This window comes from Mesorhizobium sp. WSM4806, assembly GCF_055811635.1.
Genome location: NZ_JBVVQZ010000018.1, coordinates 137,710 through 150,125, shown reverse-complemented (window position 1 = coordinate 150,125; position 12,416 = coordinate 137,710). Strand labels below are relative to the sequence as shown.

The window sequence follows — 12,416 nt, the reverse complement described above, 5'->3', positions numbered from 1 at the left end:
GATTGCCGCACAGGCTCGAGCATTCGTCTTCAGCCTCTGAACGGCCGGAACCATCTTGATGGAACAAGTCATCGCCAACGGGCTTTATCTTGGCGCGCAATACGCCTTGATCGCGCTCGGTCTGACCCTGATCTTCGCGCTGATGAACGTGCTTAACTTTGCCCATGGGCAGATGTACGTTCTCGGCGGCTTCGTCACCTACACCGTCTATGGCCAGCTCGGCATACCTTTCGTCGTCGCGCTCGTCGCGTCCGGGATCACGCTGCTGGTCATTGGAGCGCTGGTCGAGAAATTCCTTTTCAGAACGGTGATTAGGCGAAGCGTGCGGGAGGAAAGTACGATGCTTCTCGCGGCGGCGGTCGCATTCTTCCTCGACGCCGTGATCCTCCTCCTGTTCGGTGAAAAGCAGCGCGGCGTGCCGAAGATCGTCAACGGCGTCTTCGTCTCCGACAGCCTCATAATGCCTTACGACCGGCTGCTGGTCGGCGCACTCGCCATACTGTTCATCGCCTCCTTCGTGCTTTTCATGCAGTACAGCAAGCCGGGACGCGCCATGCGGGCGCTGGCGCAGGACCGGGTCGCGGCGCAGCTGATGGGCGTCGAGGTCGACCGCTATTCGATGATCGGCTTTGCGCTCGGCGCCATGCTTGCCGGCATAGTCGGCGGGCTGCTGGTCGCCATCACCGGCGTCAATTCGGGCATCGGCGGGCCGATCTCGATCAAGGCGTTCTTGATGGTGATGATCGGCGGGGCCGGCGTGGTCAGCGGAGCGATCGCAGGCGGCTTCATCCTCGGCATGATGGAATCGGTCGGCCTGACGGTGCTACGCCAATATGGCGACGTCACTTATCTCGTCATCTTCGCCGCGCTGATGGTGTTCCTGAGCATCCGCCCGAACGGGCTCATGGGCAAGCCGTGGGGATGATGAACATGAAGCGTACACGCAACATCCTCGCCGTCGCTGTCTTCCTGCTGGTCGTACTCGTCGGCGTGCCCTGGCTGATCGAGGCGACCGGTCGGCTCGACCTCTACTACACGCTGACCTCGGTCGCGCTGCTCAGCATCGCCAGCGCCGGGGTGTGGGTGACTTTCTACATCGGCCGCATCAATATCGGCCAGGGCGCCTTCGCGCTTATGGGCGGCTATGTTTCGGCCATTCTTGTCGTCCAGTACGGTGTGTCGTTCTGGCTGACACTGCCGCTGGCTGGGCTATTCTGCGCCGCTGCAAGCGTGCTGATCGGACTGCCCATCCTCAGGCTTCGCGGCGTCTATTTCGCCATGGTCACGCTGGTTTTGACCGAAGTGGCGCGGCTGCTGGCGCTGGCGCTGCCGATCACCAACGGCGCCAAGGGCATGGTCAGCATTCCGCTCCCCGGCGGCATCTCGATCTTCGGGCTGACCATCCTTCCAGATTTCGCGACGCTTGCCAATCCACGTCCCGCCTTCTATCTGGTGTCGGTTGTGCTGATGGTGCTGTGCTTTGCGGCGCTCTACCGCCTAGTCCATTCGCGCATCGGCAAACTCTGCCAGTCGTTGCAGCAGAACGAGGAACTGGCCTCCTCGATCGGCGTCAACATCGCCTATCTGCGCGTTATCGCCTACGCCATCTCCTCATTCCTCGGCGGTCTCGGCGGTGCGATGTTCGTCGCCATCTCGCAGTCGATCTATCCGTCGAGCTTCACCGTCACCGACTCGGTGAACTTCATGCTGAACTGCTTCCTCGGCGGGCTCGGCCACGTCTTCGGGCCGATGATCGGCACCTTCGTGCTCTATTTCGGCTGGGATTTCCTGTTCGAGACCGGCGAGTTCCAGTTGCTGATCTTCTCTTCGGTGCTGATCGCGCTGATGCTGTTCCTTCCCAATGGCCTGCTCAGCCTCAGGCTGTTCGGCAAGAAGCAGGGCTAGGACCATGACTGAGCTTCTCCAGATCAAGGCCGTGACCAAACGCTTCGGCGGGCTGGTCGCGGTCAACAATGTTTCCTTCGCGGTCCGCGAACGCGAAATCCTCTCCGTCATCGGCCCCAACGGCGCCGGCAAGTCGACGCTGTTCAAGCTGATTTCCTCTTTCCTCAATCCGACCTCGGGCGAAGTGCTGTTCCGGGGAGAGCGGATTTCAGGCCTGGCGCCGCATATCGTCGCCCGGAAGGGCGTGGTGCGCACGTTCCAGGAGACGACGATCTTCAAGGGCATGACGGTGCGCGACAATGTCATCATCGCGCATCACCTGCGTTCCAATGCCAGCCTTGCCGGCTTCTATCTCGGCACGAATACCGCACGGCGCGACGAGGATGAATTCGGCCGCTCGGCCGACGAGATCATCGACTTCCTCGATCTCGGCGCGCAACGGCATGAGATCGCCAGCACGCTGCCGCACGGCCATCTGCGCGCGCTCGGGATTGCCATCGGGCTCGCCACCAACCCGACCGTTGTTCTGCTCGACGAGCCCTTCGCCGGCATGAACCATGACGAAACCGTGCGCGCGGTGGAGATGGTGCGCGGCGTGCGGAAGCGCGGCGTGACTGTCCTGCTGGTCGAGCACGATATGCCCGCCGTCATGAACATTTCCGACCGCATCGTCGTCCTGAACTTCGGTGTGAAAATCGCCGAGGGAACGCCGAAGGAAATCCAGGAGAACGAAAAGGTCATCGAGGCCTATCTCGGCGCCGAAGATGAGACGATCGGATTTTAGCCATGAGCGAACTGCTGAAAGTCTCCGACGTCGAACTCTACTACGACCATGTCTATGCATTGAAGGGCGTGTCGCTCAACGTCAACGAGGGCGAGACCGTCGCGCTGATCGGCGCGAACGGCGCGGGCAAATCCTCGATCCTGCGCGCCATCACCGGCCTGAAGAAAGTCCGCAGCGGCGAGATTCATTTCCGGGGCCACCGCATCGACGGAACGCGCCCGGACGAGCTGGTCAGGATGGGCATCGCCATGGTGCCGGAGGGTCGGCGCGTCTTTTCCTACATGACGGTGCGCGACAATCTGATGATGGGTGCCTTCACCCGCACCGACAAGGCCGAAATCGCCAGGACGCTGGACATGGTGCTCGGGCGCTTTCCGCGCCTGAAGGAACGCTATTCCCAGACGGCGGGCACGATGAGCGGCGGCGAACAGCAGATGCTGGTGATCGGGCGGGCGCTGATGGCCAAACCGAAGCTTCTGCTGCTCGATGAACCCTCGCTCGGCGTCGCGCCGAAGCTCGTCCAGGACATCGCCCGCTCCATCGTGGCGATCAATCGCGACGAAAAGGTCAGCGTTCTCTTGGTCGAGCAGAATTCGCGCATGGCGCTGCGCATCTCGCAGCGCGCCTACGCGCTGACGACCGGAAAGATCGCGCTGGCCGGACATTCGGCTGAGCTGCTTGGCGACGACCGGGTCAAGAAACTCTATCTCGGCGGCGAAATATGAAAGCGCAAATGGACATACTCGTCGTCAATCCCAACACCACCGCGTCCATGACCGAAAAGATCGGCGAGGCGGCGCGCGGCGCGGCTTCGGCCGGCACCAAGATCATCGCCGTCAATCCGAAGGACGGGCCGCCGAGCGTCGAAGGCTATTTCGACGAGGTCTTCGCCATCCCGGGAATGATCGGCGAGATCCAGAGACATCCGGCGGCGAGCGCCTGCGTCATCGCCTGCTTCGACGACACCGGCCTCGACGCAGTACGCTGCGTTGGCGAGATGCCGGTGGTCGGCATCGGCGAAGCGGCGTTTCACATGGCGAGCCTGATTGCCGGCAAGTTCAGCGTGGTGACGACGCTGTCGCGTTCGGTGCCGGCGATTGAGCACAATCTGGTGCGCTACGGCCTCGCCAGCCGCTGCGCCAGGGTGCGGGCAAGCGACGTTCCCGTTCTGGAGCTCGAAGCGCCCGGCTCCAACGCCCGCCATCGAATTTCGGAGGAGATCGAGCGCGCCATCCGCGACGACCGGGCCGAAGCGATTGTGCTGGGATGCGCCGGCATGGCCGACCTCGCCGCCGCGCTCAGCCGCGAACATGGCCTTCCCGTGCTCGACGGCGTCGCCTGCGCGGTAAAACTCTGCGAGAGCCTCGTCGGCCTTGGCCTGTCGACCTCGAAGCGCGGCGGCTACCAGCTTCCACTCGAAAAATCCTTCGCCGGAATCTTTGCGCCCTTCTCGCCCTCCGGCCGTGCACCCTGATGCGTGCAAATTTGTTGACATTCCCGCACAGGATGTTCGATGTCCGGCCTGAAACGCGGTGTTCGCGCCGCTATGCGATCCGGCCGCCGGGACAATGAGACGATGGACCTGCTTCGACCAAAGACACGGGACGACAAGCCGGCGATGCGCTGGTTTCCGGTCTATGCCGGCCTGCGCGATGCCATCGTCAGCCACCGCCTCGCACCGGGCACAAAACTACCCGAGGACGAACTCGCCTCGATCTATTCGGTGAGCCGCGCGGTGATACGCGCGGCGCTGCAGGCGCTGTCGCATGACCGCTTGGCCCGGCTCGAGCCGAACCGCGGCGCGTTCGTCGCCCAGCCGACCAAGCAGGAAGCGCGCGAGGTGTTCGAAGCGCGGGCGCTGATCGAGCCCAAGGTAGCGGCGCTTGCCGCCGACGTGGCAAAGCCGGCCGAGATCGCGCAACTGCGGCTTCATCTCGAAAAAGAGCACGAGGCCCTGCATGCCGGCCGCGACAGCGACGCCATAATGCTGTCGGCAAAATTCCATGTCGGCATCGCCGAAATCGCCGGCCATTCGATCCTGACCGGCTTCGTCAAAGACCTGTTGTCGCGGTCGTCGCTGATCATCGCGCTCTACTGGCACCGCCGCGACACCACCTGCGAAAGCCACGCCCATCGCGCCCTCGTCGATGCAATCGAAAAGCACGACGCAAAAAACGCGTCCGACCTGATGCGAAGTCATCTCATCGACCTTCTGTCGGGCCTTGATCTGTCGCTTGGCGAGAAGAAGCCCGAGAGCCTGTCGGACATCTTGCGCTGATCTCCGCTGTCAAACTCTTCGCCGGAGTTCGCCTATGTCCGCACCATGCTGGGCGTGCATAGCATGCATCGGCCCATGAGGACTGCTTCTTCGTTCCTGCTGTCATAACAGTAGCGCTCGTTAAGTCCGCGGCGCTGCCCTCCAACTGCACCTGCTCCTGCTGGGCCATAGAGTCCCTCCCGCACAACGGTCGGGCAACGCGCCCGATTAGAGCTTGACTCAGCGCAGTCGCAGCAAGGATTGGGCAAACTGCCGGTTTTTCTTATGCCTTGATACGACCTGATGCGATCGGTCGATGGCCCTCGCGAGAGGCCAGTTCCAGACTGCACTTTTATGCGACTTTGGGCGAACAAACGTCCAACAACGTCAGAACGACTTCGCTCACATGCGGGATCCGCTGTTCGTCATGGGCTCAGTTGTGCCAAGAGCGACCCTTCCGAGCCGAGAACCAAATGTGCCGCATTAGGGCCGACAGCGGACTGGCAGCTTCCAGCTGCCGATCTTCAAGAGCGGACATTCAGTCCGGTGTCAGTATTGTCGTGACCTGACCCTCTGCTGCTCTTCAAGCCCTCGTCTCGGAACGTCGTGATTGGTGGAGCATTGCCAGCAGAAAAATGTATGACGCGAGCACACCAGTTTCCCGACGTTCGCGATGCGCTGCCAAAGCAGACTTTCGCGTAACCACCGGAGTCGACCCCTTGCGGACCCTTCCATCGAAGGCGTCGTACGGGAAGACCTGACCCATCCGGCAGCGTGTAGCGGATAAGTCCTACCCCTCGACAATGTCGCTTTTCATCGGAGCCAAAAGACCGAGCAACTCGTCTTTTTCCTGCTTTGGCACCTTGAAGTGATCGAGCGCCGCGGTGAGGTCTTCAACCAGGGCGTTAAAGTCCGCCTCCGTAATCCCCAAGCCTTGGTGAGCGGCTTTCATGTCCTTGCCGGTGTAAGTGCAGGGTCCGCCCGAGGCCTGACAGACTTGATCGACCAGCTTGCTCTTGAAGGCCGGAATATCGGAGTTGGCGAAAAAGGTGTTGATGCGCTTGTCAGCGGCGAGATTAGCGACGAACCTGTCCACGACTGCGGTAATCGCCGGCTGTCCGCCTAGGCGCTCATAAAGGCTCTTCTGCTGCGCGCCCGCCGCGAGCGTGACACCAATCACTACCGCCGCTGCAAGCAAAAACTCCTTGGCGATTGATCTCATTGCGACTTCCTCCCTTTGCCAGGCAGCGCGCGAGAGGCGCTGGGGAAGATTGCAGCGTCTAGTCCCCTCAACGCCCTAGAAATTCTACACGTAAAAGCTTGCTCCAGCTATGCCAATTTCGCGATCAGGCCGTATAGGCGGCGAAACGCAAAGCGTCCCTTCGATTTCCAGTGATTTACCGCGCGGTGTGCCGCTGGACCGGCAAGCCGCCGCGCCACCTGCAAGGGTGATGCGGACACTCATTGGCTGGACCATGAAAGACCGCTCCTGGCGCGAGTTCGCCGTTTACTGACCCAATCCGGCGGCTAGAATCGGCGGCGCAAACCGGTTCTGTTCGGGTTTGAGCTTGCCGTTCACAATACCTGCGCCATAATGGTCATGTGGGAATGGATTTTCGCAACGCCGTCGATGAAGCGACCGATGGGTATCAAGATCCGCTGGCTGGAGTGACCGGGCGATACAGACAAGTCGCCGGCGCTGGTGGCCAGAGAGCGTCCTCGGTTCGGGCTCACGATCGGCGGCCCCCGGTCGAGATCGTCTCTTGAACGGAAGGCGGCCCCGTTGCCGCAGGTGATTTGAGATGCACAATCACCCGAAACAGAGCCGGGGCACCGATCGACTGAGTCCACAAAAGCACAGCGATCGGCCGAGGGAGACCGACAACAAGCGCCTTGCCGAGCAGATTCGCAAGTTTCTCCGCAAGCACTATGCGAGCAAATATCGGGTGCGGTAAACAGTGGTCGCTGCACCTGGAACCCCGATGTGCAATAAGGGAGATCGTCATGGCAGAGAGCATTGCCCAGAAAACCTGTACGCCCTGCCGTGGCGGCATACCGCCGCTGACCGAGAAGGAAGCCGGCGGATATCTTTCCCAGACGCCCGGCTGGGATCTTCTGGAGGCGGGACACCTGATACGCCGCAAATTTAAGTTCGCGGACTTCCGGGAAGCACTCACCTTCATCGACGAGGTCGGCCGGTTGGCGGAAGAGGAGGGGCACCATCCGGACATCTGCTTCGGCTGGGGCTACGCGGAAATCTCGCTGCAGACCCATAAGATCAGGGGCCTGCACGAGAACGATTTCATCATGGCAGCGAAGATCAATCAGCTAGCCGGTTTGTAAAGGGCGCTCGGCTCTGAACGGCCGGAACGGGTCTATTGCCCGGTTCGCCAACGGCTCAGTCGCGCCAGGAGTGACACACCGATTCCTCAGATTGGGAGGGTTCGACGGCGGTGATTGCCATCGGGCCGGCTCCCTTGGCGCGACGCTCACGGATTCCAGCCGCCGCTGCCGTACGGACGCTTGATGATTTCGAGCAGATGCCCGTTCGGGTCTTCAAAGTAGAGACCGCGCCCACCGTCGTGGTCGTTGGTCTCCCCCCGGCTTTCGTTGGCCGGGGTCAGCCCAGTAAGGCAAGTTCCGTTCGCGGATGCGGTTGAATATCTGTTCGAATTCGGCGTCGTCGACCAGAAAGGCGTAATGCTGGCGCACGACCTTCTCCTCGGTATCCATATAGTCGAGATTGGCGTCGTTGTCGGTCGTGACCATTGGAACGGCCCCCAGCGCCGCGGCGCCGGCAGCCCCAGCATGTCGGCCAGGAAATCTGCCGAGGCCTTGCTGTCGCGAGCCGGCAGAATCGTATGATTGAAATGGATCTCCATATTAGGCCCTCTGCAACGAGGTGAGCTTCATTTTCGAAGGAGGCTTCGCCCGGTTACACCCGGGCCTGCCCGTTGTTCCGGGCCTCGCGAATTGAGAGCTGAAAGCCGAATGGCCGCAAATCCTGGCGTGGATACCGGCTGCCGCGCCTGGCACCAGCACGGCCCTCTGCCGCCGCAATGCGTGCGCGACGCCACCACCGCCTATCTCAAGGCCGAAGACGCCATCGGCCAATGGCTGGCCGAATGCTGCGCGCAAAGGCGGCGAAGTGCCGACCAAATGCGCCTACGCACCGTGGAAAAGCTGGGCGAGCGCAACAACGAAACCTCGGCTCGAAAAGGCGTTTACGCAAAAACTGGAAGACCGCGGCTATGGGCAGCGACACGGCCATGGCACCGACTGGTTCTACCCGGCTTCAGCGTCCCGGAAAACGAGACCGAGCTGGCGGAACGCGAACGGCAGGTAGCTTATGAAAACCGCCGCTACGGAGGTAAATCGTGGGTTTCAGTGACTTGATTCGCCTGAAAAGGGAGCACCCCGCCCATCCCGCGCAGACCTCCGCCGCGCATCTTGTGCATCGGCCCGCGCAGCCGCGTGACGACAAGGGCCGTTTCGCCCAAGCCGCCAAGGATCAGGCGCGGCAATTCGGGTTGGCTCTGGAGATGGAGGAAGCATTGTGAACACGCACAAGGATGCGATGGCTTGGGTTATGCTGATCAACAACGTGATGTGCCTGTGTGCCCGCAATCCCGCCGCATCTGGGCCGAAAGCGGTAAGTCCGCTTGCGGCACAGGGAGAGCGTTAGCGGACGTTTAACTTGCGAGGCCCGCTGGCGCGGTCTGACCCTCTCCGGACCTTCGTGTCGATTCGTCGGAGGGGCTGCAATAAAGTGGATAGCGGACTTGCAGGCAGGTAACCGCGGATTCCTTGGTACCCGTGAAAGGGTGCGTACTGTGGTCGGGCTGCTTGCCGTCCCATTTGCGGTCGCCGCCTTAACCCGAGGCGGAAGGCGCCTTCTGACGCACCTTAACCTCCAACGGGGTTGATCCGGGCCTGGTGCCGCGACATGTTTGGTGTGAGATCGGACCGGCGTTCGCTTAAAATGGCCGCCGCCTTTGTTCTCGCGTCGTGGGCCAGGAGAGATTCATGAGTGCTCTAGCCCTGTGCCGAGCGTTGCTGGCCGCGTTTGTCGCCGTTGCCGCCGTCTTCGTTTCGACGTCGGCGCCCGCCCAGGACCGCGCAGCGGAGCGTGCGGCCATGATCGAGACGATAAAGGGGCACGCCCGCTCCGGGGCACAGAGTATCGATCCGGCGGTGCTCAAGACGATGGGCACGGTGCCGCGCCACCGTTTCGTATCCGAGGCGCAGCGCGGCGCGGCCTATGATGACCGGCCCCTGCCGATCGGGCACGGTCAGACGATCTCGCAGCCCTTTATCGTCGCGCTTATGACCGACCTGATCAATATCCGGCCAGGCGACACCGTTCTCGAGATCGGCACCGGCTCGGGCTATCAGGCAGCCGTCCTGTCGCCGCTCGCCGACAAGGTTTACTCCATCGAAATTATCCCGGAATTGGGCAACAGGGCAGCGGCACGACTTGCGGAGCTTCGCTTCGACAACGTCGAGGTGAAGGTGTACGACGGCTACTACGGCTGGCCTGAGCGCGCACCCTTCGACGGCATCGTGGTGACTGCGGCGGCCAGCCATATCCCGCCGCCGCTTGTCGAGCAGCTCGCTGAAGGAGGCCGAATGGTCATCCCTGTGGGAGGACCCTTTGCAACCCAGTTTCTCATGCTCGTCGAGAAGCGACGAGACGGAGGCGTCACGACCCGGCAGCTGCTGCCGGTGAGCTTCGTTCCGCTGCGGGGAGGTCCCTCCCGGTGAGAGCGGGCCGCATGCTGCCAGTCGGTCTCATTTCGGCAGCGGTTCTCGGTTACGAACTGCTGCTGATGCGATTGTTTTCGATCGTTCAATGGCACCATTTTGCCTACATGATCATCAGCATCGCGCTCTTGGGCTTCGGCGCGAGCGGTACGTTCATTGCGCTCGCACAGCGCTGGCTAGTGGAGCGGTACCCGGCTGCTTTCGCGGCGTCGGCAGCGCTGTTCGGCATGACCGCGGTCGCCAGCTTCGCCATCGCCGAACGTCTGCCGTTCAACGCGCTCGAGATCATCTGGGATCCGCGACAGCTCGGTTGGCTCGCGGCCAGCTATGCGCTTCTGATCCTGCCGTTCTTCTTTGGCGCGACCTCCGTCGGCCTTGCTTTCTGCCGCCATCCCGGACAGATCGGACGCGTCTACGCCTTCGACTTGGCCGGCGCAGGGATCGGTGCGCTGGGTGTCGTCGGGCTCCTGTTCCTGGTCTTTCCATCTACGGCGCTGCGTTTCGTTGCAGCCCTGGCATTCGCGGCGGCTGCCTTTGCCGCGTTCGGCATGGTCCGCCATCGGTGGCTCGCAGCGGGCGGCCTTGGGTTAGCAGCGGCGTTCGTTGCAGTATCGCTACCGCCGTCCTGGGTGGCCCCCGAGCCGCATATGTCGCAATATAAGGGCCTCCGCATGGCCCTGGAGGTTCCTAACGCGCGGGTGATCGAGGAGCGGTCGAGCCCGCTCGGGTTGCTGACGGTTGTCGAGAGTCCGACCATCCCCTTCCGTTACGCGCCTGGCCTCAGCCTTGCCAACACCCAAGAGCCGCCTGCGCAACTCGCCGTCTTCACCGATGGCGACAGTATTGCGGCGATCACCGCCTATGGAGGCGATCCGGCGAAGGTCGCCTATCTCGACCGGACAACGGCGGCGCTGCCGTACCGCATCCTCGAGCGGCCGCGGGTACTAATCCTCGGCGCCGGGGGCGGCGAGCAGGTGCTGCTGGCGCTGCGCGCCGGGGCCGATACGGTGGATGCGGTAGAAGTCAACCCGCAAATGATCGACTTGGCTCGGAATCGCTTCGCCGACTTCGCTGGCGGTATCTTCAGCCGACCGAACCTGCGCTTGCATTTGGCCGAGGCGCGCGCCTTCGCTGTGACTGCCGGCGAGCGCTACGACCTGATCCAGATGCCGCTCCTCGATTCCTTCAGCGCGGCCGCAGCCGGCGTGCAGAGCTTGCATGAAAATTACACCTATACCGTGGAGGCAATGCGGGATTACCTCGCGATTCTCGGACCAGAGGGTGTCGTCGCTATCACGCGATGGCTGCGAGTGCCGCCGCGTGATAGCCTTAAGCTGTTCGCCACCGCCATAGCAGCGCTCGAGGCGGAAGGCGTGGCCGAGCCGGATCGGCACCTGGCGCTGATCCGGAGCTGGAATACCGCAACTTTGCTCGTCGCCAAGTCGCCGTTCAAAGGCGAAGACATTGCGGTCATTCGCAGCTTCGCGGCCGAGAACTTCTTCGACATCTCTTGGGTGCCGGGCATCTCCGCGAGCGACGTGAACCACTTCAACCAGCTCGATCAGGAATATCTCTACGAGGGAGCCCTCGCGCTCCTCGGCCCTGAGCGCGCCGACTTCATCGAGCGCTACAAGTTCGCCATCGCACCGGCCACCGACAATCGGCCCTATTTCTTCGACTTCTTCCGCTGGCGCGCCCTGCCCGAACTCCTAGCCCTGCGCACCCAGGGCGGGGCAGCGATGCTCGACTGGAGCTACCTGATCCTCGTGACGACTCTGGTCCAGGCTGCCATCCTCAGCGCCATCCTGATCCTCCTGCCGCTATGGATTCGCAGAGACGCGCTCGGAAAAGCTTTGCACCGGCTGCGCTTCGGGCTCTACTTCCTTGCCTTGGGGCTAGCCTTCCTCTTCATCGAAATCGCCTTCATCCAGCGCTTTGTGCTGTTCCTCGGTCATCCGTTCTACGCTGTCGCTGTCGTGCTTGCGGGCTTCCTCGCATTCGCCGGTCTCGGTAGCGCCGTTGCCGCACGCTGGGCCGCGACGGTTGGGCGCGGGTCGGCGGTGCGCGGCATCGCCCTCGCTGTCGGGGTTATCGCGATCCTGGCTGCCACCTACCTTCTCGCGCTGCCCTCAGTATTCGAAAGGCTGCTGGCGTTCCCGGACGCCGCTAAGATCGCGATCGCGCTCCTTCTCATAGCGCCGCTCGCTCTTTTTATGGGCATGCCGTTTCCCCTCGGCCTCGGGCATGTCGGCGCGCGTTCGGAGACATTCATTCCCTGGGCGTGGGGAATCAACGGCTGTGCGTCCGTGCTGAGCGCGATTCTCGCCACGCTGCTTGCAATGCATGTCGGGTTCTCTGGCGTCGTGATGATCGCCGTGGTCCTTTATCTTGTCGCCCCAGCCTTGCTGGCAAATCGGCTCACGATCCGAACCATGATTCCTTTTCAGTCGTGAAGCTCTTCGCGCCCACGTGGCGCCAACGACCAGATCACCTCCGCACTTGACCCCGAATTGGTTGCCGAGATGCTCGGCGTCCAGGGAACTTGCCGCCGACGGCATCACGCTCTTGATGGTCATCCAATGCAATGCGTTTCGCTAGCAGCGCCGTTTTAATTCATGAAGGCCGCATCGACGAGATCGGCCCGCCCGGCAAGGTCTTCGCCAGCCCTAACACGCCCGACCCGACTAAGATTCAACGGCTTATCGT

The 12,416-nt window shown here is 62.3% G+C and carries 13 protein-coding genes and 1 pseudogene; 12 read left to right on the top strand and 2 right to left on the bottom strand.

Annotated elements, in window-relative coordinates; genetic code table 11:
• Positions 1-58: 58 nt before the first annotated feature.
• From AC0L2M_RS25585 to AC0L2M_RS25560, 6 genes are all read left to right on the top strand, one after another.
• The gene (locus tag AC0L2M_RS25585) at positions 59-925 is read left to right on the top strand and encodes a branched-chain amino acid ABC transporter permease (protein WP_023797268.1); all 867 of its coding nucleotides are present in this window, start codon (positions 59-61) and stop codon (positions 923-925) included.
• 5 nt (positions 926-930) lie between these two features.
• On the top strand, positions 931-1,905 hold the full coding sequence (locus AC0L2M_RS25580) for a branched-chain amino acid ABC transporter permease (protein WP_023797267.1): 975 nt from the start codon (positions 931-933) through the stop codon (positions 1,903-1,905).
• A gap of 4 nt (positions 1,906-1,909) precedes the next feature.
• Positions 1,910-2,689, top strand: a complete 780-nt coding sequence (locus AC0L2M_RS25575) for an ABC transporter ATP-binding protein (RefSeq protein ID WP_023797266.1) — start codon at positions 1,910-1,912, stop codon at positions 2,687-2,689.
• Between the two features lie 2 nt (positions 2,690-2,691).
• Positions 2,692-3,414, top strand: a complete 723-nt coding sequence (locus AC0L2M_RS25570; RefSeq protein ID WP_023797265.1) for an ABC transporter ATP-binding protein — start codon at positions 2,692-2,694, stop codon at positions 3,412-3,414.
• Positions 3,415-3,422: 8 nt separating this feature from the next.
• Positions 3,423-4,163, top strand: a complete 741-nt coding sequence (locus AC0L2M_RS25565) for an aspartate/glutamate racemase family protein (RefSeq protein WP_023797264.1) — start codon at positions 3,423-3,425, stop codon at positions 4,161-4,163.
• Positions 4,164-4,265: 102 nt separating this feature from the next.
• Positions 4,266-4,967, top strand: a complete 702-nt coding sequence (locus AC0L2M_RS25560) for a GntR family transcriptional regulator (protein ID WP_031254144.1) — start codon at positions 4,266-4,268, stop codon at positions 4,965-4,967.
• 769 nt (positions 4,968-5,736) lie between these two features.
• Here AC0L2M_RS25560 and AC0L2M_RS25555 read toward each other — a convergent pair.
• Complete coding sequence (locus tag AC0L2M_RS25555; RefSeq protein WP_254020460.1) at positions 5,737-6,168, bottom strand: group I truncated hemoglobin; 432 nt, start codon at positions 6,166-6,168, stop codon at positions 5,737-5,739.
• A 782-nt stretch (positions 6,169-6,950) separates the two neighbouring features.
• Here AC0L2M_RS25555 and AC0L2M_RS25550 point away from each other — a divergent pair.
• Entirely contained in the window at positions 6,951-7,289 is a 339-nt protein-coding gene (locus AC0L2M_RS25550; protein WP_023797260.1) for a 4a-hydroxytetrahydrobiopterin dehydratase, read from the top strand.
• Between the two features lie 146 nt (positions 7,290-7,435).
• Here the strand turns inward: AC0L2M_RS25550 and AC0L2M_RS25545 are convergent, their stop codons facing one another.
• Positions 7,436-7,756, bottom strand: a complete 321-nt coding sequence (locus AC0L2M_RS25545; protein WP_473536239.1) for a VOC family protein — start codon at positions 7,754-7,756, stop codon at positions 7,436-7,438.
• A gap of 181 nt (positions 7,757-7,937) precedes the next feature.
• Here AC0L2M_RS25545 and AC0L2M_RS25540 point away from each other — a divergent pair, with 181 nt between their 5' ends.
• The 5 genes and pseudogenes from AC0L2M_RS25540 to AC0L2M_RS25520 all read left to right on the top strand — a co-directional run.
• A complete protein-coding gene (locus tag AC0L2M_RS25540) occupies positions 7,938-8,342 on the top strand; it encodes a hypothetical protein (protein ID WP_473536228.1) in 405 nt (134 codons plus the stop codon).
• Positions 8,324-8,506: a hypothetical protein gene (locus AC0L2M_RS25535; RefSeq protein WP_156942545.1), complete on the top strand. Its 183-nt coding sequence runs from the start codon at positions 8,324-8,326 to the stop codon at positions 8,504-8,506. The genes AC0L2M_RS25540 and AC0L2M_RS25535 overlap by 19 nt, the downstream gene beginning before the upstream one ends.
• Before the next feature lie 466 nt (positions 8,507-8,972).
• Positions 8,973-9,710, top strand: a complete 738-nt coding sequence (locus AC0L2M_RS25530) for a protein-L-isoaspartate(D-aspartate) O-methyltransferase (protein WP_287347146.1) — start codon at positions 8,973-8,975, stop codon at positions 9,708-9,710.
• Between the two features lie 107 nt (positions 9,711-9,817).
• Positions 9,818-12,163 carry an SAM-dependent methyltransferase gene (locus AC0L2M_RS25525; RefSeq protein WP_473536227.1) on the top strand — a complete coding sequence of 782 codons (2,346 nt, stop codon included), beginning with the start codon at positions 9,818-9,820 and terminating at the stop codon, positions 12,161-12,163.
• Between the two features lie 27 nt (positions 12,164-12,190).
• Positions 12,191-12,390 (top strand): annotated as a pseudogene (locus AC0L2M_RS25520) (amino acid ABC transporter ATP-binding protein); the annotation flags it as partial.
• Positions 12,391-12,416 lie beyond the last annotated feature (26 nt).